General features: G+C 71.3%; 20 protein-coding genes and 1 pseudogene. 14 read left to right on the top strand and 7 right to left on the bottom strand.

From position 1 onward, the window contains the following. The 3 genes from ONA70_RS22060 to ONA70_RS22070 form a co-directional block, all read right to left on the bottom strand. The coding region (locus tag ONA70_RS22060; RefSeq protein WP_265008374.1) for a glycoside hydrolase family 15 protein at positions 1–1,664 on the bottom strand (1,664 nt) is incomplete at its 3' end. A 99-nt stretch (positions 1,665–1,763) separates the two neighbouring features. Beyond that, entirely contained in the window at positions 1,764–2,759 is a 996-nt protein-coding gene (locus ONA70_RS22065) for an Acg family FMN-binding oxidoreductase (protein ID WP_265008375.1), read from the bottom strand. Between the two features lie 178 nt (positions 2,760–2,937). After that, entirely contained in the window at positions 2,938–4,164 is a 1,227-nt protein-coding gene (locus ONA70_RS22070) for a PucR family transcriptional regulator (RefSeq protein ID WP_265008376.1), read from the bottom strand. An 85-nt stretch (positions 4,165–4,249) separates the two neighbouring features. On the opposite strand from ONA70_RS22070, the gene ONA70_RS22075 reads away from it, so the two are divergent. Beyond that, positions 4,250–5,341: a ferredoxin reductase gene (locus ONA70_RS22075; RefSeq protein ID WP_265008377.1), complete on the top strand. Its 1,092-nt coding sequence runs from the start codon at positions 4,250–4,252 to the stop codon at positions 5,339–5,341. Positions 5,342–5,355: 14 nt separating this feature from the next. Further along, a complete protein-coding gene (locus tag ONA70_RS22080; RefSeq protein ID WP_265008378.1) occupies positions 5,356–6,498 on the top strand; it encodes a fatty acid desaturase family protein in 1,143 nt (380 codons plus the stop codon). 79 nt (positions 6,499–6,577) lie between these two features. Here ONA70_RS22080 and ONA70_RS22085 read toward each other — a convergent pair whose 3' ends face one another. Next, positions 6,578–7,261 carry an esterase/lipase family protein gene (locus ONA70_RS22085; RefSeq protein ID WP_265008379.1) on the bottom strand — a complete coding sequence of 228 codons (684 nt, stop codon included), beginning with the start codon at positions 7,259–7,261 and terminating at the stop codon, positions 6,578–6,580. Positions 7,262–7,511: 250 nt separating this feature from the next. Between ONA70_RS22085 and ONA70_RS22090 the strand changes: the two genes are divergently transcribed. The 8 genes from ONA70_RS22090 to ONA70_RS22125 all read left to right on the top strand — a co-directional run bounded on the left by ONA70_RS22090 (position 7,512) and on the right by ONA70_RS22125 (position 17,774). After that, a complete protein-coding gene (locus ONA70_RS22090; RefSeq protein ID WP_265008380.1) occupies positions 7,512–9,851 on the top strand; it encodes a lamin tail domain-containing protein in 2,340 nt (779 codons plus the stop codon). Positions 9,852–10,097: 246 nt separating this feature from the next. Continuing rightward, positions 10,098–11,270, top strand: coding sequence for an alanine--tRNA ligase-related protein (locus tag ONA70_RS22095; RefSeq protein ID WP_265008381.1), 1,173 nt, complete (start codon positions 10,098–10,100; stop codon positions 11,268–11,270). A gap of 95 nt (positions 11,271–11,365) precedes the next feature. Then, a complete protein-coding gene (locus tag ONA70_RS22100; RefSeq protein WP_265008382.1) occupies positions 11,366–12,826 on the top strand; it encodes an ATP-binding protein in 1,461 nt (486 codons plus the stop codon). 23 nt (positions 12,827–12,849) lie between these two features. Beyond that, positions 12,850–14,667: an acyl-CoA dehydrogenase gene (locus ONA70_RS22105; protein ID WP_265008383.1), complete on the top strand. Its 1,818-nt coding sequence runs from the start codon at positions 12,850–12,852 to the stop codon at positions 14,665–14,667. Between the two features lie 67 nt (positions 14,668–14,734). Further along, positions 14,735–15,574: an aminoglycoside 6-adenylyltransferase gene (locus tag ONA70_RS22110; protein WP_265008384.1), complete on the top strand. Its 840-nt coding sequence runs from the start codon at positions 14,735–14,737 to the stop codon at positions 15,572–15,574. Positions 15,575–15,681: 107 nt separating this feature from the next. Continuing rightward, entirely contained in the window at positions 15,682–16,872 is a 1,191-nt protein-coding gene (locus tag ONA70_RS22115) for a helix-turn-helix domain-containing protein (RefSeq protein WP_265008385.1), read from the top strand. A gap of 513 nt (positions 16,873–17,385) precedes the next feature. Continuing rightward, positions 17,386–17,559 (top strand): hypothetical protein, encoded by a 174-nt coding sequence (locus ONA70_RS22120; RefSeq protein ID WP_265008386.1) that lies wholly within the window; start codon positions 17,386–17,388, stop codon positions 17,557–17,559. Next, entirely contained in the window at positions 17,556–17,774 is a 219-nt protein-coding gene (locus ONA70_RS22125) for a hypothetical protein (RefSeq protein WP_265008387.1), read from the top strand. The genes ONA70_RS22120 and ONA70_RS22125 overlap by 4 nt, the downstream gene beginning before the upstream one ends. A gap of 326 nt (positions 17,775–18,100) precedes the next feature. Here the strand turns inward: ONA70_RS22125 and ONA70_RS22130 are convergent. Both ONA70_RS22130 and ONA70_RS22135 read right to left on the bottom strand, forming a co-directional pair. Continuing rightward, positions 18,101–18,307, bottom strand: a pseudogene (locus ONA70_RS22130) (transposase); the annotation flags it as partial. Between the two features lie 149 nt (positions 18,308–18,456). After that, a complete protein-coding gene (locus tag ONA70_RS22135; RefSeq protein ID WP_265008388.1) occupies positions 18,457–18,753 on the bottom strand; it encodes a GYD domain-containing protein in 297 nt (98 codons plus the stop codon). A 559-nt stretch (positions 18,754–19,312) separates the two neighbouring features. On the opposite strand from ONA70_RS22135, the gene ONA70_RS22140 reads away from it, so the two are divergent. The 4 genes from ONA70_RS22140 (at position 19,313) to ONA70_RS22155 (ending at position 21,690) form a co-directional block, all read left to right on the top strand. Further along, positions 19,313–20,509 carry a helix-turn-helix domain-containing protein gene (locus ONA70_RS22140; protein ID WP_265008389.1) on the top strand — a complete coding sequence of 399 codons (1,197 nt, stop codon included), beginning with the start codon at positions 19,313–19,315 and terminating at the stop codon, positions 20,507–20,509. A gap of 153 nt (positions 20,510–20,662) precedes the next feature. Beyond that, positions 20,663–20,908 carry a hypothetical protein gene (locus tag ONA70_RS22145; protein WP_265008390.1) on the top strand — a complete coding sequence of 82 codons (246 nt, stop codon included), beginning with the start codon at positions 20,663–20,665 and terminating at the stop codon, positions 20,906–20,908. A 393-nt stretch (positions 20,909–21,301) separates the two neighbouring features. Further along, positions 21,302–21,520 carry a hypothetical protein gene (locus ONA70_RS22150; RefSeq protein ID WP_265008387.1) on the top strand — a complete coding sequence of 73 codons (219 nt, stop codon included), beginning with the start codon at positions 21,302–21,304 and terminating at the stop codon, positions 21,518–21,520. Continuing rightward, a complete protein-coding gene (locus tag ONA70_RS22155) occupies positions 21,517–21,690 on the top strand; it encodes a hypothetical protein (RefSeq protein WP_265008391.1) in 174 nt (57 codons plus the stop codon). The genes ONA70_RS22150 and ONA70_RS22155 overlap by 4 nt, the downstream gene beginning before the upstream one ends. 116 nt (positions 21,691–21,806) lie before the next feature. Here ONA70_RS22155 and ONA70_RS22160 read toward each other — a convergent pair. Then, a partial coding sequence (locus ONA70_RS22160; protein WP_265008392.1) for a hypothetical protein occupies positions 21,807–22,122 on the bottom strand: 316 nt, incomplete at its 5' end.

Genomic DNA, 22,122 nt, shown 5'->3' on the forward strand with positions numbered 1-22,122 from the left:
TGGGCGTCGTCGAGCCGGCCGGCGCCGGCGAGGGCGGCCACGTACCAGAAGGTGCACATGTTGAAGGTGCCCTCGTCGCCGGGCAGCCCGTCCGGCGCGGTGGCCGGGTCGTACCGGTGGACCAGGCTGTCGGAGACCAGATCCTCCTCGATGGCCTCCAGGGTCGACCGCCACAGCGGATCGCTGGGGGTGACGAAGCCGACCGCCGGCATGATGAGCAGCGCCGCGTCGAGGACCGGCTCACCGTAGCTCTGCACGAAGGAGCGGCGGCCCAGGTGGTAGCCGCGTTCCATGATCTGGTTGTAGATCGTGTCGCGCTGCTGGACCCAGCGGTCGACGTCCGCGGGCCGGCCGTGGCGACGGGCGAGGCGGATCGCCCGGTCGAGGGCGACCCAGGACATCAGCCGCCCGTACGTGTAGTTGCGGGGATGGTGGCGGCTCTCCCAGATGCCCGCGTCGGGCTGGTCCCAGTTGCGGCAGAGCCAGTCGACGAGTTTGACGGTGCTGCGCCAGACCTGGTGCGACGGCTGGATGCCCTGCTCGTCGGCGAGGTGCATCGCGTACAGGGCCTCGCCGTGGATGTCGAGCTGCAACTGCTCGGCCGCGCCGTTGCCGATCCGGACCGGCCCGGAGCCGCGGTAGCCCTCGAAGTGGTCGATGATCTCCTCGTGCAGGTCGGACGAGCCGTCCACCCGGTACATGATCTTCAGGGGTGCGGCGTTGTCGCCGGCCTCGCGGACGCGTTCGTCGAGCCACTCCACGTACCGGCTGGCCTCGTCGGTGAAGCCGAGTCCGAGCAGGGCGTGCACCGAGAACGACGTGTCCCGGATCCAGGTGTAGCGGTAGTCCCAGTTGCGGGTGCCGCCGATCTGCTCCGGCAGCGCGGCGGTCGGGGCGGCGATCATGGCGCCGGTCGGGGCGTACGTCATGAGCTTGAGGGTGATGGCGGAGCGTTCCACCATCTCCCGCCAGCGCCCGCCGTACCGGGAGCGTTCGAGCCAGTGGCGCCAGTAGTCGATGGTGTGCTCGAAGATCGCCGCGACCTCCTCGGCGGCGATGATGCGGGGCGGCCGGACGGAGGCGGTCTCCAGGACGACGCCGCCGGTCTCGCCCTCCTGCAGCGTGACCCGGCCGACGAGGTCGTGGCCGTCGTTGCCGACGTCGCGTTCGCGGAGCAGCCGCGGGACCGGGCGGACCGGATTGAGCGTCAGGCTCAGCGACGGGCTGCGGAAGACGTACCCCTCGGGGTGCACTTCCAGGTCGTGGCGGTCCCGGCCGTAGTTGAACCGGGGGCGGCACTCCAGCTTGAAGTGCATGGTGCCCCGGATCATGCGGACCATCCGCACCAGGCGGTGCTGCTCGGTGGGCCGCTCACCGGCGATCGGCATGTAGTCGATGATCTCCGCGACCCCGTCGGCGCTGATGAACCGGGTGATCAGGATCGGCGTGTCGGGCTGGTAGAGCTGTTTGGTGACGTACCGGACGCCGTCGGGGGCGATCCGGAAGTAGCCGCCCCGGTTCCGGTCGAGCAGGGCCGCGAAGATGCTCGGCGAGTCGAAGCGCGGCGCGCAGAACCAGTCGACGGTGCCGTCACAGGTCACCAGGGCGGCCGTCTGGAGGTCACCGATGAGCCCGTGGTCCTCGATGGCGGGGTACTTGTCCACGCCGCCCTCCCCACGTCGCCTGCCTCCGATCGGACGGTAGACGGACCGGGTACGCGCCGAGCGCCGGAACGGCGAGGGTCACCCCGTCGGGGACGGCTGTCAGTCGTCGATCTCGATCACGTCGGCCGGCGTCCGCCGGGGAGCGGCCGGCAGCTCGTCGGCCGGCCCCCAGCCCGCCCGGACCACCAGGTAGGGCTCACCCAGCCCGGCGAGCAGGTCGCGCATCATCCGGCGCGGCCAGGCCAGCTCGATGGCGTCGCTGAGCGGCGCGGTGGCCAGCCCCTCGGCGGTCGCGGTGAGCAGCAGCGCCGACAGCGCCTCGCCGGCACGAAGCCAGGCCGCCGGGTCGTCTCGCTCGCCGAAGAGGATCACGTACGCGGCGCCCCGGTCGAAGTCGGCGCCGGCGCTGAGCCCGGCCGCGCCGCCCGGCGCGTAGTCGCGCAGCGGCACCCGGCGGGGCGTGGGCCGCACGGCGGTGGCGGTGGGCACGCCGTCGCCGCTGCTCTCCGGCCGGTCGGTCCACCGGCGCAGCTCTTCCCGGTACGCGGGGTCGGCCAGCTCGGCGTCGGCGGCGCGGGCGGTGGCGACGGCCAGCATCGGCATCTGGTCGAGCCGGACCACGTGCAGGGACGTGTCCTCCGCCTCGACGGCGGCGCGCAGCCGGGACAGCAGCGGGTCCGGCACCGGCCGGTCCCCGTACGCGCGCCGGTCGGTGCGGCGGCGGGGGATGGCGTCCACCAGCCGGCCGGCGGCGACGTCCAGGTCGGCCGGGCCGGTGGTCCGCAGCCGGGCCAGCAGCGCCGGGTCGGCCGGGTCGGGGAACCGGGCGATGGTGACGGCCCAGCCGGCGGCGGCCAGCGACACCCGGGCGTGGTGCAGGGCGGTGCCGCAGCTCAGGGTGAGCAGCCGCCCGTCCGGGTCGGTGGTGGCGAGCCGCCGGTCCGGGTCCGCCCGCAGTTCGAGCACATCGGGGGTGACCCGCCAGCGCCAGGGCTGGGTGTTGAACACGGACGGGGCGTGCAGCGACTGGCGGGCCGCCGCCTCCAGCACCCGTACCGTGGCGGTCTGCTCCGGCCGGGCCGATGGCTGGGTCATGGTGGCACCTCCTCCGTTGCTGCTCCCCCGTCGATCCTGCCCGGCCGGCGCGGTGCGAGACAGGGCCGGAGGACCCGGGGCGCCGGGGCCGCTGGGCCCCAGCCGCGGGCGGCGGCGTTCGGCTGAGTGTTAGGAGGGGGCCCCTTTACCTCGTTTTCCGTTAACAGGGGGCCCCTCCTTACACCGCCGCCGGCGGGGTGGGTGGGAGGGCGAGGGCGAGGGTGAGCGCCAGGACGGTGGCCGGGTCGTGCAGCCGGTCGCCGTACAGGTCGCGCAGCTTGCCCATCCGGTAGCGGACGGTCTGCGGGTGCACGAACAGGTCCGCGGCCACGTCCTCGCGGCGGCCCTGGTGCAGCAGCCAGGAGCGCAGCGTCTCGGCGAGGCGGTGGGCGGTGGCCGGGGGCAGCGCGGCCAGCGGGCGCAGCGCCTGGGCGCGCAGGTCGGCCAGCCCTTCCGGGTCCAGGCTGAGCAGCAGTTCGGCGAGGTGCTCCTCGGTGTCGACCGGCGCGGCGTCCGGCGTGCCGAGGCCGAGCGCGAGGGCCCGGGTGGCCCGCTGGTACGACGCGGCGACCCGGTGCCACGGCCGGGCCGGCCCGAGCACCGCCCGGTGCCCGTGCAGCAGCCGGGCGAGCTGCCGGCGCCGTCCGCCGTGCATGTCGGGCACCAGCAGGACGGCCCGTTCCTCGGCCGGGTCCATGCCGGGTAGGTCCTCGCCGCTCTCCAGGGTGTGCGCGCCGAGCAGGGCGAGCACCGCGCGCAGGTTCCGCCGGGGGAGCAGGACGACGGTGAGCGTCTGCGGCAGCGGCCAGTCCGCCCGTTCGGCGCTGCGGCGCAGGATCTCCTCCGGCTCCCCGGCGAGCAGTTGCTGGGTGAGGCGTTCCAGGTAGCGCTGGCGTACCCGGTCGGCGCTGGCCAACTCGTCGGCGTGCCCGGCCACGCTGGCCGCGGACAGCTCGTCGATGTACGCGAACATCAGCTCGGCGAACTCGGCGACCGTTTCGGCGGCCAGCCCGCTACGCACCGTGGTGGTGGACACCTCCCGCCACGCCACCCGGGCCCCCACCCGGTACGCGGCCAGCAACGCGTCCATGCTGCGCCCGGAGCGGGCCTCCCCGCTGCCCAGCGCGTACGCGGCCTCCAGGGCGGGAGCCAGCGGGGTGCTCGGGTCGGCGGACTGCGTCCCCTCGATGAGCTGCAGGAACGTGCCCAGCGCGATGCGTACCGCTTTCTCGATCTTCTCCCGCATGGTGCCGGTGAGGGCACCGGAGTAGTCGGGCACCTCGGCGATGATCGCGCTGACCGTCCGCTCGGCCACCAGGGGCAGCCGGTCGCGCAGCAGGGCCGCCACCTGCCCGTCGAGTTCGAGACGTGCGGTGCGGTGATTCGTCCCGAACTCGTCCGACATCCGTTGTTCTCCCCGAACAAAAACCAGCGGCTGATTCACCTTTGCCGGTCAAGATGTTATGCGATCACGCGGCCACCCTGGTCATATGACCACAACTGCCCCGGGCCGCCCGCAGCAGGTCACCTTCCGGAACCGGCTCCTGCGGCTGGCCGGCATGGTCACCACCCCGTTGCTGCCCCAGGACTACCTGGACCTGATCGCGCCGCTGCGCTCCGGCGTCGCGCTGCGTGGCCGGATCGTCGCGGTGCAGCCGGAGACCCGGGACGCGGCGACCGTGGTGATCCAGCCCGGGCGCGGCTGGAACGGGCACCTGCCCGGGCAGTACGTGCGCCTCGGCGTGGACGTGGACGGGGTCCGGCAGTGGCGGGCGTACTCGGTCACCTCGGTGCCGGGCCGCGCGGACGGCCGGATCAGCGTGACGGTCAAGGCGATCCCGGACGGCAAGGTCAGCAACCACCTCGTCCGCCGGATCCGGCCCGGCACGATCGTCCAGCTCGACCAGGCGCAGGGCGACTTCACGCTCCCCGCGGCGACCCCCGAGCGGGTCCTCTTCCTCACCGCCGGCAGCGGCATCACCCCGGTCATGGGGATGCTCCGCGCCGGCCTGGCCGACCGCGCCGACGTGGTGCTGGTGCACTCCGCACCCACCCGGGACGACGTCATCTTCGGCGCTGAGCTGCGCGAACTCGCCGCGGCGGGCGCGCTGCGGCTGGTCGAGCGGCACACCGACACCGACGGGCTGCTCGGCGTGCACGAGCTGGACGACCTGGTGCCCGACCACACCGACCGGGAGACCTGGGCGTGCGGGCCGGTCGGCCTGCTCGACGCGGTGGAGGAGCACTGGACGTCGCGGGGTGTGCCGGACCGGCTGCACACCGAGCGGTTCCGGCCGACCGTGATCTCCCCGGGCGAGGGCGGCACCGTGACCTTCGCCCGGGCCGGGGTGACCGTCGAGGCCGACGGGGCCACCCCGCTCCTCGACGCCGGCGAGGCCGCCGGGGTGCTCATGCCGTCCGGCTGCCGGATGGGTATCTGCTTCGGCTGCGTGGTCCCGCTGCGCCAGGGCGCGGTACGGGACCTGCGAAACGGGGATCTCACCACCGCCGTCCCGGGGGACGGGGTGCTCATCCAGACCTGCGTGTCGGCGGCCGCCGGTACCTGCGACATCGAACTCTGACGGGAGCCACCGACGTGACCGTGATCCAGAAGAAGGCCGACAACCCGATTGCCCACCTCAGCGCCGAGGACATCGAGATCATCGGCAAGGAGCTGGACGCGATTCGGGACCGGGTGCTGGCCGACCGGGGTGAGCGGGACGCCCGCTACATCCGCAAGGTCATCAAGACCCAGCGGACGCTGGAGATCAGCAGCCGGGCGGTGCTGCTCTTCTCGCTGTTCCCGCCGGCCTGGATCGTCGGCACGGCCGGCCTCGCGGTCGCCAAGATCCTGGACAACATGGAGATCGGCCACAACGTCCTGCACGGGCAGTGGGACTGGATGCGCGACCCGAAGATTCACTCCACCACCTGGGACTGGGACCACGTCTCCCCGGCCGAGCAGTGGAAGCAGTCGCACAACGAGCTGCACCACCGGTTCACCAACGTGGTCGGCAAGGACAACGACCTCGGGTACGGGATCATGCGGGTCGACGAGGACCAGCCGTGGCGCCCGATGCACCTGGGCCAGCCGCTGTGGAACCTCATCAACGCCTGCTTCTTCGAGTACGGCATCGCCGCGTACGACCTGGAGCTGGGGGACCACCTGAAGGACGGCCGGCACAAGGACCCGGCGTTCCGGGCCCGCGCGAAGGCGGTCGGCCGCAAGATCCGCCGCCAGGTGCTCAAGGACTACGTGCTGCACCCGCTGCTGTCCGGCCCGTCCTTCCTCACCACCCTGGCAGCCACCTTCACCGCGAACCTGATCCGCAACGTGTGGAGCCACTCGGTGATCATGTGCGGGCACTTCCCGAGCGGGGTGGAGACCTTCGAGAAGACCTCCATCGAGGGCGAGACCAAGGGCGAGTGGTACCTGCGCCAGATGCTCGGCTCGGCCAACATCAGCGGCAGCCGGCTGCTGCACATCATGGCCGGCAACCTGTCGCACCAGATCGAGCACCACCTCTTCCCCGACCTGCCGAGCAGCCGCTACCGCGAGATCGCCCCGCAGGTCCGCGCGCTGTTTGACCGGTACGGGCTGAAGTACACCACCGGCCCGCTGCCGAAGCAGGTCGCCTCCGCCTGGTGGAAGGTGATCCGGCTGTCGCTGCCGAACCGGCGGAGCGAGGTGCAGGAGACCATCGCGCCCGCGCCCCTGGTCTCCACCACCACGGCCTGATACTCACTGACTCCGGATCTTGGACAGTTCCCGCTCAGGAGGCGGAAACTGTCCAAGATCGCGAGCAGCCGCGCAGCTGTCAGGGGTTGATGAAGTTGCGCACCTGGCCGTAGATGGTCGCGTCGTTCTGCAGGTTGGTGTGGAAGACGCAGGCCGTCCGGGTGTTGGTGGCGCCGGAGAGGATCGTGCTGTCCACCGGGTTGATCACGCCGTCGCAGGGGGAGCGCCAGGTGCCGTAGACGAAGGCGCCCGGCGTCTCGTCGCCCGTGTTGAGGGTGGCGAGGAAGGTCGAGCCGATCCGCATCTCCACGCAGGCGGTGCTGGTGCAGGTGTTCGCCGAGCTGGTGCCGTGGTTCGGGCCGCCGAGGGAGACCCAGCGGTCCACCTTGCCGGTGCTGGCCAGGTTCTTCAGGTAGTAGCGCGAGGAGAGCCCGCCCATCGAGTGGGTGATGATGTCGACCTTCGTCGCGCCGGTCGTCGCGAGCAGGTTGTCGACCTCCTGGCTGACCTGCTGGGCGGTGGTCGCGTTGGACTGGCTGGTGTTGTACGAGAAGGCCCGCAGGTAGCTCGACGGCCAGCCGTCGGCCTGGAAGCGGCTGACCATCGTGTTCCAGGTGGAGGCGCTGCTGTTCCAGCCGTGCACGAACAGGATCGGGTCGCTGGACGGCGTCCAGACGGCCGCGTGGGCGGGGGAGGGCAGCCCGACCAGGGCCGCCGCGGCGACCGTGAGGGCGAGCAGCCAGCGCGACATCAGCGATTTCACGGGGGTGGGTCCTTCCGGGGTGACGCGCCGTTCGAGGGTGCCGGAATGTTACCGGTGAGTTGCCTTCATATGTCAATACATCGATGCGGCCACCCGCTGTTCACGCGCCGTTGTGCGGATCCGGACTTCCGCAAGATCGACTGCGTCGGTAATGATAGACGCATCCCTATGCGGTCCGGGATCCGTCCCGGCCCGTCCGTCCCGTCCGGGCGAACACCCCCAGCGCCCGGGCGTCCCGCCTGGAGGCACCATGCGTCGAAATCTGCCGGCCGGTCTCGCGGTCGGCGTCCTCGCGGCGACACTCCTCGCCGCACCGGCCGCGGCGGCGTCCCCCGACGTCCTGGTCAGCGAGATCTACGGTGGCGGCGGCAACAGCGGCGCCACCTACCAGAACGACTTCGTCGAGCTCTACAACCGCTCCACCGCCGCCGTCAGCCTCACCGGTTGGAGCGTCCAGTACGCCTCCGCCGCCGGCAGCACCTGGTCGGTCACCGCGCTCTCCGGGTCCATCCCGTCCGGCGGCTACTACCTGGTCAAGCTCGCCTCCGGCGGCGCCACCGGGGCCGCCCTGCCCACCGCCGACGCGACCGGCACCACCAACCTCTCCGCCACCACCGGCAAGATCGCGCTGCGGACCACCACCACCAAGCTGACCTGCTCCACCGGTTGCGCCTTCGCGGCCGGCAACCGGGACTTCGTCGGCTACGGTTCCTCGGCCAGCGACGCCGAGGGCACCCGTGCCCCGGGCGGCTCCAACACGTCCTCGGTGGCCCGGACCAACCCGGCGGTCGACAGCGACAACAACGCCACCGACTTCGCCGCCGGCCCGCCCACCCCGGCCAACTCCGCCGGTGGCGGCGGGGGTGGCGGTGGCGACACCTGCCCGACCGGCACCCGGATCCGCGACATCCAGGGCCTCGGCCACCTCGCCGCGCTCACCGGCACCCGTACCACCCGGGGCATCGTGACCGCGAAGTCCACCGCCGGCTTCTGGATCCAGGACCCCTGCCCGGACACCTCCGACGCCACCTCCGAGGGTCTCTACGTCTCCACCTCCGGCGCGCCGACCGTCAACGTCGGCGACGACGTGTCGGTGACCGGCAGCGTCAGCGAGGTACGCCCCGGCAACGCGGCCAACAACCTGACCGTCACCACCATGGCGTACGCCAGCAAGAGCACCCTCGGCACCGGCAAGGCGCTGCCCGCCGCGACCGTGGTCGGCACCGGCGGCCGAGTCCCGCCGGGGGCGGTGATCGAGGACGACGCCACCGGCAACGTGGAGACCTCCGGCGTCTTCGACCCGGCCACCGACGGCCTTGACTTCTGGGAGTCCCTGGAGGGCATGCGGGTGCAGATCGCCGGCGCCGCCGTGGTCGGCCCGACCAACAAGTACGGTGAGTTCCCGGTCGTGCCGGCCGGCTCCGGCGTACGCAGCACCCGGGGCGGCATCGTCACCCAGGCCGGCGACTTCAACCCGGAGCGGGTGATGGTCGGCGACACCCTCGCCACCGCCCCCACCGTCACCGTCGGGGACACCTTCGGCGCGGCCCTGACCGGGGTGCTCAGCTACGACTTCGGCAACTACTTCCTGCAGCCCTCGTCGTTCCCGGCCGTCGTTCCCGGCGGGCTGACCGCCGAGACCACCACCGCCGCCGGCACCGGCCAGCTCGCGGTGGCCACGTTCAACGTGGAGAACCTCGACCCGACCGACCTGCAGAGCAAGTTCGACGCCCTGGCCGCCCAGATCGTCACCAACCTCCGCTCGCCCGACCTGGTCGCGCTGGAGGAGGTCCAGGACAACAACGGGGCCACCGACAACGGCGTGGTGGCCTGCGACCAGACCATGAGCAAGCTCATCGCGGCGATCAGCGCCAAGGGCGGGCCGGCGTACGCGTACCGGCAGATCAACCCGACCAACGACGCGGACGGCGGCGAGCCGGGCGGCAACATCCGCAACGTCTTCCTGTTCCGTACCGACCGGGGGCTGACGTTCACCGACCGGCCGGGCGGCACCGCCACCGCCGCGACCACGGTGACCAACGCCGGCGGTGTGCCGCAGCTGTCGTACTCGCCGGGGCGGGTGCAGCCGGCCGACACGGCGTTCAACGCCAGCCGCAAGCCGCTCGCGGGCGAGTTCCGCTGGAACAACCGGCCGCTGTTCGTGATCGCCAACCACTTCAACTCCAAGGGCGGCGACCAGCCGCTGATGGGCCGCTACCAGCCGCCGACCGCGTCGTCGGAGACCCAGCGCCACCAGCAGGCCACCATCGTCAACTCGTTCGTCGACTCGATCCGGGCCGTCGACCCGAACGCGGCGATCGTCGTCCTCGGCGACATCAACGACTACGACTTCAGCCAGACGGCGGACCTGCTGGTCGGCTCCGGTGAGCTGGTCGACCTGCCCCGGACGCTGCCGGTGGCCGAGCGCTACACCTACGTGTACGAGGGCAACTCGCAGGTCCTCGACCACATCCTGCTGTCGGCGTGGCTGGCCACCCAGCCGTACGTCTACGACGTGGTGCACGTCAACAGCGAGTTCCCGACCCAGGTCTCCGACCACGAGCCGCAGGTGGTCCGGCTGACCTTCTGACCGGTCCCGGCGCCGCCCGGTGCGGAAAAGCACTGGGCGGCGCCCCCGGACCCGGGCTACCGTCGGGTCATGCAGATCAGGCGCCACACCGTCGCGGCCGCGCGAGCTTCCCGCTCGCCGGTTGCCGCCGCCTGACCGACTCCCACCTCGCCGGCGACCGGAAACGGTCCGCCGGCGTCGTCGTGTCACGCCACCGCCCGCTCGGCGGACCCTTCCGATCGCACCCGACCCGGAAAGGCCCATACCGTGACACCCGACGAGATCGTCCGTACCTTCCTCGACCACTACCACCGGCTCGATCACCGGGACGCGCCGGAGAGTTCCCTGGTCCCGCCGCCCGGCGACCCGGTGCTGTTCACCACCTCCGGCATGCACCCGCTCACCCCGTACCTGCTGGGCCGCCCGCACCCCGGCGGGCGCCGGCTGGCGAACGTGCAGCGCTGCCTGCGCACCACCGACCTGGACGAGGTGGGCGACCGCACCCACCTGACCGTCTTCGACATGCTCGGCTCGTGGTCGCTGGGCAACTACCACATCGCGACCAGCCTCCGCTGGGGCCACGAGCTGCTCACCGGGGGCTTCGGCATCGACCCCGGCCGGCTGCACGCCACCGTCTTCGGCGGCGACGAGCAGGTCGGCCCGGACGAGACCGCGTGGCGGACCTGGACCGAGCTGGGCGTACCGGTGGAGGCCAACGGCGCGGACAACTGGTGGTCCAACGGCCCCACCGGCCCGTGCGGGCCCGACTCGGAGATCTTCGTGTGGACCGGGGACGGGCCGCCCACCGGCACGCCCGGCACCGACGACCGGTGGATGGAGGTCTGGAACCACGTCCAGATGCGCCACCACCGGCACGACGACGGCCGGCTCACCCCGCTGCCGCTGTCCAGCATCGACACCGGGATGGGCCTGGAACGCCTGGAAATGGTGCTGACCGGCGGCCGGGACGTCTACCAGGGCGCGGGTCTGCGCCCGTGGGTCGACACGGTCCGCGACCGCTGGACCCTCGGCGAGGAGGAGCTGCGCATCATCGTCGACCACTTGCGCTCCGCGGTGGTCGTCCTCGACGACGGGGTACGCCCCGGCAACACCGGCCGAGGGTACGTGCTGCGCCGGCTGGTCCGGCGGGCGCTCACCGTGCTGTGGCGGGACGACCCGGCGCGCAGCCTGTCCGAGCTGCCCGACGACCCGTTCCGCGACGCCGGGCGGCGGTTCCGGCAGGAGCCCGACGTCCCGCAACTGCGCGCGGTGCTCGCCGACGAGGAGCGGCGCTTCCGGGGGCTGCTGCGCCGGGGCCGCCCGCTGGTCGACCGGGTACGGGCGCGCGGGCCGCTGACCGAGCGCGACTACCACTGGCTGCACGACACCCACGGGCTGCCCCGCGACCTGGTCGACGGCCTGCTGGCCGAGGCGAGCTGACCGGCGCAGGGCCGGCCCGATGCGGTGGCAGCGGCGGTGCCCCGGTGTCAGACTCGGCAGCGGGGCACCGCCGCCGCAGCGAGGGACGAGGACGCATGGAGTACGAGGTCAGGCCGGACGAGGAGACGTCGACGCTGCTCGGCGCCCGGGTCACCGTCGTCGACGCCGCCGCGCTGCTCACCGCCGCCCAGGCCGGGCCGGTCGAGCTGCTGGCCAGCACCGGCTTCCCGGCCCCGGTCCGCGAGGTCCGCTGCACGGTCCGCGCCGACGGCGACGTGCACCGCTTCGAGGCGTACCTGCGGGTCGACGGCCCCGGCTCCACCGTCGGGCTGCTCGCCCTCGGCCTGGCCGGCCCGGTCGGGCTGCTGCTCGCCCAGCGACTCGCCGCGCGTACCCCGGACGGGCTGGCCGCCGGCGTGGGCCTGCTCGCCGCCGAGGCCGGCCGCCGGCTCGGGCTGCGGCCCGCCGGCACCGCGCTCGCCGAACCGCCCCGCGACCGGGCCGGCCAGGACGTGCTGCGGGCGGCCGAGGAGCTGGGGCTGCGCCCGCAGGTCAGCCAGGACGACGCCGCGCTGACCGTCCGCGCCGCCGTGCCGAGCGCCGAGATCACCCCGGCGCACCTGCGCGCCATGGTCGGCGTGGTGCTCCAGGCCGTACGCGAGCTGGCCGGCGACGGCCCGGAGCTGACGGTGCTGCGCGGCCGGTCGTACACCGTGGGTCGGCGGGTGGCCACCGCGGCGCCGGCCCGCAGCGCGACGGTGACCCTCGACCAGGTCGGCGGCCTGGCCGACGTGGTCGCCCGGTTCCGCGAGGTCGCGGTCTCGTTCCGGCACCCGCAGGTGATGGCCCGCTGGGGCGCGCGCCGGCCGCAGGGCATCCTGCTGTACGGGCCGCCGGGCACCGGCAAGACCATGCTGGCCCGGGCCCTGGCCAACGAGATCGGGGCGGACTTCGTGGAGATCCGCACCCCGGAGATCCTCGACAAGTACCTCGGCGGCTCCGAGCGCAACATCAAGCGGATCTTCCGCGAGGCGCGCGCCTACCGGCGGCCCACCGTGATGCTCTTCGACGAGTTCGACTCCATCATCAGCTACGCCGGGGCTGGCGGGGACGCCGCCAGCCAGGCGGTCAACGCGGTCGCCGGCATCTTCAAGCAGGAGATGAACACCCTGTTCGAGGCGAACCCGGACGTGATCGTGGTGGCCACCACCAACTTCCCGCAGCGGGTCGACGCCTCGCTGATCCGCTCCGGCCGCTTCGACCTCAAGATCGCCATCCCGGCGCCCGACGAGACCGGCCGCGCCGAGATCATCACCAAGATGATCCGCGAGCTGATCGACCGGCACGAGCGGCCCGGCTTCCGGATGTTCGCCGCCGACGTCGACCCGGTGGCGCTGGCCGTGGACACCCCCGGGCTCACCGGCGCCGACCTGCGCGAGGTGCTGCGCCGGGTGCAACTCGCCAAGGCGATGCGGGAGGCCACGGTGGGTGCGCCGGCCGCCCCGATCAGTCAGGATGACCTCCGGGAGGCCGTCGCGGGGCTGCGCCGCGGCTGACGACGGCCCACGGAAGGAGCACCGTGTCGTCGTCCACCCTGCTGTCCCGCCGTGACCTGGCGTTCCTGCTCTACGACTGGCTGGACGTCACCCGGCTGGCCGAGCGACCCCGCTACGCCGAGCACTCCCGGGACACCTTCGACGCGGTGCTGGACCTCTCCGCCCAGGTCGCCGCCGAGCACTTCGCCACCCACAACAAGGCCGCCGACGCGGCCGAACCCACCTTCGACGGCCGCCGGGTGCACACCATCCCGCAGGTCAAGGCCGCGCTCGACGTGTTCGCCCAGACCGGGCTGCTGGCCGCCACCATGGATGAGTCGGTCGGCGGGATGCAACTGCCGCACACCGTGGCCGCCGCCTGCTTCGCCTGGTTCCAGGCCGCCAACGTGAGCACCGCCGCGTACCCGTTCCTCACCCTCGGCAACGCGAACCTGCTGCTCACCCACGGCAGCGCCGAGCAGATCGACACCTGGGTCCGGCCGATGGTCGAGGGCCGGTTCTTCGGCACCATGTGCCTGTCCGAGCCGCAGGCCGGCAGCTCCCTGGCCGACATCACCACCCGCGCTGCTCCCCAGGACGACGGCACCTACCGGCTGACCGGCACCAAGATGTGGATCTCCGGCGGGGAGCACGAGCTGGCCGAGAACATCGTCCACCTGGTCCTCGCGCGGATCCCCGGCGCACCGCCCGGGGTGAAGGGCATCTCGCTGTTCATCGTGCCGAAGGTGCTCCTCGACGCCGACGGCAAGCTCGGCCCGCGCAACGACGTGGTGCTGGTCGGCCTCAACCACAAGATGGGCTTCCGGGGCACCACCAACACCCTGCTCAACTTCGGTGAGGGAGTGCACCGGCCGTACGGGCAGCCCGGGGCGGTCGGCTACCTGGTGGGGGAGCCGCACCAGGGGCTCGCCCAGATGTTCCACATGATGAACGAGGCCCGCATCGGCGTCGGCGCCGGCGCGACCGCCCTCGGCTACACCGCCTACCTCAAGTCACTGGCGTACGCCCGGCAGCGCCCGCAGGGCCGACCGGCCGCCGACAAGGACCCCACCACACCGCAGGTGCCGATCATCGCGCACGCCGACGTACGCCGGATGCTGCTGGCGCAGAAGAGCTACGTGGAGGGCGCGCTCGCCCTCATCCTCTACTGCGGACGGCTGCTCGACGAGGAGAAGACCGCCCCCGCCGAGGCCGACCGGAACCGCGCCCACCTGCTGCTGGACCTGCTCACCCCGATCGCCAAGAGCTGGCCGTCACAGTGGTGCCTGGCCGCCAACGACCTGGCCATCCAGGTGCACGGCGGGTACGGATACACCCGCGACTACGACGTCGAACAGCACTGGCGGGACAACCGGCTCAACCCCATCCACGAGGGGACGCACGGCATCCAGGCCCTCGATCTGCTCGGACGGAAGGTCACCATGCGCGGCGGGGCCGGGCTGGAGCTGCTGCTGGACACGATCCGGGCCACGGTGACCCGGGCCTGGAAAGCGGAGGGTTTCGCTGCCGAGTTGGCCGGCCCGCTCGGGACCGCAGTGGACCGGATCGCGGTCGTGACGCGGCGGTTGTGGGGGGCCGGGGATCCTGAGCTGGCGCTGGCAAATGCTTCGGTCTATCTGGAGGCGGTCGGGCATGTGGTGATCGCGTGGACGTGGCTGGAGCAGTTGCTCGCCGTGGAGGCGCTGGGCTCGCCGGAGGGGGCGGAGGGGGAGTTTCTGGCGGGGAAGCGGCAGGCGGCGCGGTACTTCTTCCGGTACGAGCTGCCTAGGACCGGGCCGCAGTTCGACCTGCTGGAGAGCCTGGAGCGGACCACCCTGGACACCCGGGAGAGCCGGTTCTGAGCGTCGGCGAAGGGTGCTGACGGATAGCAGGTTGTGACTACCGGCTGCGATCGTGAACCCTGATGCGGTGGAGCACATCGAGACGTTGCTGGCCGCTGTCGCAGTGTGGGCTCGGCAGCGACACGACATCCATGCCGCGCTGGTGGTTGGATCTCACGCCCGCGTCGAGGTTCCAGCGGATCAGTGGTCCGACATCGACATCGTCCTAGTGGTCGACGATCCGATGGCCTACGCGGCCGACGGCAGTTGGCTGGCGACTTTCGGTCGACCGTTGCTGACCTTTACCGAATCCACTGCGGTCGGCGGATTCATCGAGCGCCGGGTGCTCTTCGACACCGGACAGGACGTCGACTTCGCGCTGCTGCCGGCAGGCGCGGCGAAGCAGATCGCTACCCACCCTGAGATCGCCCAAGTGCTCGGCCGAGGGTTCCGGGTGCTGGTCGATAAGCTAAACCTTCACCAGACGCTCCCGCCATGCGGTGCACCGATGCTGCTGGCTCAGCCGGATGCCGCAGTGTTCGGGCAACTGACCCACGACTTCTGGTATCACGCGCTGTGGACCGCAAAGAAGCTACAACGCGGCGAGGTTTGGGTTGCCAAGCAGGGCTGCGACTGCTACCTCAAGGCGTTGCTGGTCAGGCTGCTCGCGTGGCATAGGCAGGCGTCGCATCCGCAGGTCGACACGTGGCATGAAGGGCGGTTTCTGGAACGGTGGGCTGACCGACGAACTCTCCTGGATCTCCGCAGCGCTTATGCCAGCTACGACGCCATCGACGTCGCCCGTGCCTTGTGGGCGACTGTCAACCTGTTTGAACGGCTTGAGCGCGAGTGCGCCGAGCATCTCGGGCTTGAGCTCACCGTTGCCCATGACGAGATCCGGGAGCACCTGCGTGCAGTACTCGCGTAGACCGTGACGCGGGCCAAAGCTGCGCGGTGTACCGTCCGAGTGGCGGCATGCCAGGGCGTGGACTGGCTCCGCAGTCCCAGTCGTCCACCTGGGAAGCAGGCGAAGATATGGCTCGGAAGAACGACACGATCGGCGCTCGGATCCGGTACTGGAGGATGCGTCGTGGCGGGATGAGCCAAGCCGTCCTCGCCGGGCTCGCGGGCGTCAGTCAGTCGTACATTTCGCAGGTCGAGTCCGGCCGCAAGACCATCGACCGACGCTCCACTCTGGTGGCCGTTGCCGCTGCTCTCCAGGTCACGGTGGCCGACCTGCTCGGCCAGGGTACGGAGCCCGGCGACCCGGCTCGGGAGCGCGCCGCCGAGTGCGTGCCGGCGATCTGGTCCGCTCTCATCGAGATCGAGGATGGCGAGCGTAGACCGTCGACCCGTACCAGGGATGAGCTGGCCGCCGACATCGCCCGTTGCGATCAGCTCCGCAATCGCTCCAACTATCCGGCGATGGCCCGGCTGCTGCCTGGCCTCCTGCTGGAAGCCGCCGCGGTCGGGGGGACGGTGCTTCCTCAGGTGGCGTATCAGGCTTCGACGTGTCTGCGGCATCTCGGATACCGGCACCTGGCGCTCAACGCCGCGCGGGTGGCGGTGGCCGCCGCCGAGGACGTCGAGGAGCCGGCATGGCTGGGGGCGTCCCGATTCGCGTACGCGCAGAGTCTGCCGATCGAGTCCGCGCCACTGGCGGCCAGGGCCGCCGACCGGTCGCTGGCTGAGCTTCAGTCTGCTGCCGCCGATGAGCGGGTCCGGCAGATGCTCGGTCAACTGCACCTTGCGGCCGCGCTGACCTCGACAGTGAGCGGCCGGCAGGATGTCGCTCGCGATCATCTCTCTGAGGCGGCCCGTGAGGCGGCGACCCTCGGGGATCCGCCGGACGGTGCCGGCTTCAACGGCTGCGGGTTCGGGCCGACGAACGTGGGGTTGTGGGAGATGTCCATCGCTGCGGAGTCGGGTGAGCCCGGCCGGGTGATCGAGCTGTCCCGGACGGTACGGCCCCAGGTTCTCACGGCGTCGAATCGCCAGATGTCGTACTGGCTCGACCTCGGTCGTGCGTTGGCCGAGTCCGGCCGCCGAGATGGTGAAGCGCTGGCGGCGTTCGTGCGGGCGGAGCAGGTAGCGCCGGTGCCGTTCGCGCTGAACCCGCTTGCTCAGGACGCCGTCGTGGCGATGGCGCAGCGGGCGAAGCGGCGCGCCGTCCCGAACGAACTACGGTTGCTGGCCGGCCGGCTGGGCATCAGCCTGGCCTCATAACTAGCGGTAATTTCGCCATCACCAATCCGCCCTAGTGTCCGATTCGGGTGAGGCGTTCGCCTCCCTCGGCCGGGTGCGGTGAGTCACGCTTTCTTACGGGCTGGTCGTCGCGCCCCTACCAGCGGAGGTGGGGATGGGTGGTCGGCGCGACGCTGCCAGGCAGGGCACGGGCCAGCAGATCCAGGCGGCTGAGCGAGAGGCGGCGAAGCGGCGGCTCCTCGCCCTGGCCGAGGCGGATCGAATACCGGTCGAGGAGATCAACCGGGCGGTGCCGGACCGGCGGTGGCGCTCTACCACCAACGCCAGTCGTGATGATCGCTCGGCACCACGTAGACCACGCGTCCTGTACGAGGAATACCTGTTCGCCGTCGCGCTGACCCTCGTCCGACGTCACCGTCCGGTCTGGTCGTGGCGGAGCTGGCGAAGGGTCTGTCGCTGCGGAGCGGACTTGCCCTGCCATAGCCGGCACCGGGTTCCGATCGGTCGTGGGCACTGGCCGATGGAGGGCGAGCGGTGAGGCAGGAGCAGCAGATCCTTGGCGTACACCTGCGGGGCCTCGACGGGATATGCGTCGGCTGCCGGGTGTGGTGGGCGCGGCTGACGCCGTACCCGTGTTGGCAGGTGGAGTGGGCGACCAGTCGGCAGGCGCGGGCGATCACCGCACGCTTCCTGGGGGTTCGCGCGTGAGCACCCACGGGCCGGTGTTGCCGATCTGGAGCTGCGGTGGTTGCGGCGCGCCGTGGCCGTGTGCGATCCGGCGGCGGGAGTTGCGGGCGGAGTTCGAGGATGCGCCGGTCTCGCTGGCGCTGTACATGGGGGCGCAGCTGGTCCGTGCCAGCGCGGATCTGATCTGGGTGCCGGCCGGCACGCTGCATCGGCGCTTCCTCGGCTGGCTGCGGTGAGCGTTCTGCGGGCCGGGGATGAGAAGTTCCATTACAGCGACGGCTCGCACCGGTGGATCCCGCCGGACCCGGACTACGCCAGGAGGTCTGGGACGAGCAGGTCCGCCAGCACAAGCTGGGGCACCTGAGGAACGAGCGCCCGAGGGTACGCATCCAGCGTCTTGTCTGATCAGAGGCGCTAGCCTCGGTCTTTCACTTGGGCGTTGCCCCATAGCTGCCGTTCAATGAATTCGGTTTGTATGTTTGCTACCGGTTTGAGGGCATGTCGAAGGGCCGGCGCGGGGCCGGGTTCCTCCGTGTTGCTGGTCGGGGCGTGAGCCGCGAGGTCAGCCGGTGGGCTGGGGCAGTGCGGCGAGCCTGCTGAATGCGCTGGTCAGCGCGTCGGTCCAGGGCCGGTTGGCGGCGATGGCCAGGCTGGTCCGCCGGGCGGTGCGGGTGATCCGGGCGGCGACGTGCAGCAGCCGGTAGCGCAGTTTCTTCGGCTCGGCGGCTGCGAGGTCGCCGTCCAGGAGCAGGTTCCGGGTCCAGGCAAACACCGAGGCGAGGCCTCCGACTCTGAACCGATCGTCAGCGCGCGATCGCACCAACGACGCGTGGCTGTGACTCGTTATGCCAGCTCCGCCCTAGAAGCGATGGCTGGGCCGGGCTCGCCGGGCGCCGCCATCCTGCCAGTGTGGAAGGCTTAGCCAGCGGCTTTGGCGATGATGCGATCCATCTCCTCTCGACCGAAGGCCCGCAGGGTCGTGGTACGGACGTTGCCCGCCCCGTCGAGATGCAGGAGCGCAGCGCTGGCGGTCTCGTCGTCGGGCGCCTCGACGACGGCCACGAGGTCGTACGGACCGACGGTCCAGTAAATGTTCAGGAGATTCGCCCCGAGATTCTGGGTCGCTGCGGCGAAGGCCTCGGCGCGCTTCGCGGTGTCCTTGTAGCCTCGGATCCCCTGATCGGTCCAGTTCAGCAACGCGATATACGTCGGCATGGTCCTTCACCTCCATGAAGAGACCTCATCGTAAGGTCAATACTGGGCATAATGGCTTGAATCGGCATCAAGTGCCGACCAGAACGAGTGATTTGAGCGTCATCTACTCCCGTTCCAGGGGCCGTTGCCGAACAGGCTGATGCACACGGCAGCTAGATCTTCCTGCGCCTCGATCAGGGCCCGATTCGCTTCAGGACTGCCGTCGGCGGTGCTGCCCACCTTTGGGCCGTCTCGGGGCCGTCTGGGCCGTCGCTGGGCCGTTAGACGCCGACCAAAGATGACCAACGACGACCGGTAACACCCGAAGAAACAGCATGTCAGCCGCCACGTGAAGGCGGCTGACATGGTGGGCGACGGACGAGTCGACCTGTACGCCGGATTCTGTGCAGCCTGGTGCGTCGCTCCGCATGCCTGGTCAGCGCGGCTCGCCCGGCACTTCTCTCACAACTCATTGTTGCTGGAGCGCGTCGAGGCTGCCGCGCGAGTACCGTCGACTGTGGCGGCCCGCCGGAGTAGCGGCCGGCGGCCCGCCGCCCAGACCGCTACCTGGGAGACGACGATGACCGACCCAGCGACCTTCGGTGCCCGCCTCCGCGCCCACCGCGAACGTGCAGGTAAAACGCGTCCAGTTCTCGGTGGGCTCGTCGGCCGCAGCGCCGAGTGGGTGAAGGCCCTGGAGAACGGCCGCCTTCTCCCGCCCCGCCTGCCGATGCTGCTTCGCCTTGCTGAGGTGCTCGACATTTCCGACCTGGCGGACTTGACCGGCGACCAGTCCCTGCCAGTGGCATCGGTAACCCGCGCCGGCCACCCCGACGTCGACACGGTTGCCGCTGCTATGCAGCGCACGACCGTGCCGGTCGGCGAGCCGACGCCGGTGGATGTGCTACGCGGCCTGGTCGACCAGGCGTGGGCGCTGTGGCACCGGTCGACCGTCGAGCGTACGGCCGTCGCCGCGGTGCTTCCTGGGCTGCTAGCGGAGGCGCAACGCAGCGCTCGCCGGCTGGATGGTCTGGCTCGCCGGCAGGCGCTGGTCGAGTTGGCGCGCATCTATCACCTTGCGCAGTTGTACCTGGCTCACCAGCCGTATCCGGAGTTGGTGTGGCTCGCCGCCGACCGGGCGATGCTCGCCGCCCAAAACGCCGATGACCCGGCTGCGATCGCTGCGGCCGCCTGGTACTACGCCCACGTTTATCGAGGTGCGAATCAGGTCGACGCAGCTGAGCAGGTGCTCGTCGACGCGGCCGGCCTGGTTGATCCGGGTGCGGGTGGTGAACAGTTGGCGCGGTGGGGGCAGGCGCAGCTCGGCATCGCGCTCGGACAGAGCAAGGCCGGTCGGGCAGGAAAGGCGTGGCGCGCGTGGGACGCCGCTGAGGAGGCCGCGAGCCGGCTCGGCCCCAAGTATGCCCACCCGTGGCTGATGTTCGGGCCGGCCGCCTGTGCGGCGTACGCGGTGACCATCGAGACGGACCTGTGCCGGCCTGGTGAGGCCGTGCGGCGGGCCGACACGGCGGACTATCGGGCGCTACCGTCGCACACCCGTCGGGCTGCCGCCCTGATCGAAGCCGCTCGGGCGCACATGCTGGATCGGGGCGAGGTCGCGGCGGTCCACCTGCTGGGTCGGGCGCTGCGCGAGAGCGTGGATACGGTGCGCCACCAGCCGTTCGCCCGCACGGTCGCGCTGGAGTTGTCGAACCGGCCGGGCACGGTCGGGGAGGACGCGCGGGAGTTGGCTCTCGCGATCGGGGTGATGGGGTAGTCCTCCCTCGGGTACAAACTGTCCCCGCCACCGCCCGTGACCGCTCGTAGCGTCCAGATCACTGACGGCGGCGGGGCTTCGTCAGGGCCCGGTCCTCGATAGGGCCTGACGAGATTGCGCCGCCTTCCGACGCTAGACGTGGAGGCGGAACCGGTGGGGATCTGGTCCGAGCTGTGCAAGTTGGTGCGGTGGCTGTTCCGGCGGCCGGAGCCGCCGCCACCGCCGGGCACCGGGCAGCGATACCAGGCGAGCGAGCAGGCGGAGGCGCAGCGGCGGCTGCTCGACCAGGCCCAGCGGTTGCGGGACACGCAGTGGCACCGCGAGCCGACGCAGATCGTGCCGACCGTGCCGATGACGCTCGGCCAGCGCACCGGTTACGGGACGAGGGGCCACCGGTGAGTCGAGTGGTGGCAGGTGCCCCTGGCAAGTCGAGTCCAGGCAGGCGGCGCGCCTCGCACGACGAATATCTGATCGCGACCGCGCTGACGCTCGCCCGACGACACTGGCCGGTCTGGTCCTGGCGAACCTCGCGCCGCATCTGCCGCTGCGGGGCCGAGCTGCCGTGCCGTACCCGGCACCGGGTTCCGATCAGTCGTGGGCACTGGCCGACGGGGGATGAGCGGTGAGCCAGGAGCAGCAGATCCTTGGCGTACACCTGCGGGGCCTCGACGGGATGTGTGTGGGTTGCCGGGTGTGGTGGTCGCGGTTGACTCCGTACCCGTGTTGGCAGGTGGAGTGGGCGACCAGTCGGCAGGCTCGGACGATCACCGCGCGCTTTTTGGGGGTTCGGGCGTGAGCACGCACGGGCCGGTGTTGCCGATCTGGAGCTGCGGCGGCTGCGGCGCGCCGTGGCCGTGTGCGATCCGGCGGCGGGAGTTGCGGGCGGAGTTCGAGGATGCGCCGGTCTCGCTGGCGCTGTACATGGGGGCGCAGCTGGTCCGTGCCAGCGCGGATCTGATCTGGGTGCCGGCCGGCACGCTGCATCGGCGCTTCCTCGGCTGGCTGCGGTGAGCGTTCTGCGGGCCGGGGATGAGAAGTTCCATTACAGCGACGGCTCGCACCGGTGGATCCCGCCGGATCCGGACTACGACCAGGAGGTGTGGGACGAGCAGGTCCGCCAGCACAAGCTGGGCCACCTGCGCAACGAGCGGCCCAGGGTACGCCTCCAGCGTCTCGTCTGATGCGGTAGCCCGCGGCGAGCAGCCGGTCGCGGGCCTTCGTGGTGGCGGAATTGGCGCAGCGGCTCCATGGACGGCTGCGTACGAGCCCGGATAGCAACTGCCCGAGGAGGAGGTTGTCAGCCCCACCTCTGTACGGCATCCGCCACTACCGCGTCGATGGAGTCAGCGGCAGCGCGTGCGTCGGCGACGGTGAACGTCACCGGTTCGCCTCGCCGCCACCGGACGGCGCGATCCGCCAACGGCCCGTACGCGGGAATGATCTCGGCCAGGTACGCGCCGGCGCCCGCCTTGGGGATCACGTCGTCGTTCGCCAGGGTGAAGTGCAGACGCGCTGGCCCGAGCAGGCACCACACCACGCCCTCGCCGGTGCATTCCGTGGCGTCGGCGGGCTTGTCGTCGGGCAGGCCGTGCAGCGCCGCCCGGACGTCATCC

It is taken from the genome of Micromonospora yasonensis, from assembly GCF_026013475.1.
In the GTDB taxonomy this organism is placed as follows: domain Bacteria; phylum Actinomycetota; class Actinomycetes; order Mycobacteriales; family Micromonosporaceae; genus Micromonospora; species Micromonospora yasonensis.

Coding starts and splice junctions, on each gene's coding strand:
- ONA70_RS22065 (WP_265008375.1), bottom strand. CDS start 2,759: ATGACCCAGCCATCGGCCCGGCCGGAGCAGACCGCCACGGTACGGGTG.
- ONA70_RS22070 (WP_265008376.1), bottom strand. CDS start 4,164: ATGTCGGACGAGTTCGGGACGAATCACCGCACCGCACGTCTCGAACTC.
- ONA70_RS22075 (WP_265008377.1), top strand. CDS start 4,250: ATGACCACAACTGCCCCGGGCCGCCCGCAGCAGGTCACCTTCCGGAAC.
- ONA70_RS22090 (WP_265008380.1), top strand. CDS start 7,512: ATGCGTCGAAATCTGCCGGCCGGTCTCGCGGTCGGCGTCCTCGCGGCG.
- ONA70_RS22100 (WP_265008382.1), top strand. CDS start 11,366: ATGGAGTACGAGGTCAGGCCGGACGAGGAGACGTCGACGCTGCTCGGC.
- ONA70_RS22115 (WP_265008385.1), top strand. CDS start 15,682: ATGGCTCGGAAGAACGACACGATCGGCGCTCGGATCCGGTACTGGAGG.
- ONA70_RS22135 (WP_265008388.1), bottom strand. CDS start 18,753: ATGCCGACGTATATCGCGTTGCTGAACTGGACCGATCAGGGGATCCGA.
- ONA70_RS22140 (WP_265008389.1), top strand. CDS start 19,313: ATGACCGACCCAGCGACCTTCGGTGCCCGCCTCCGCGCCCACCGCGAA.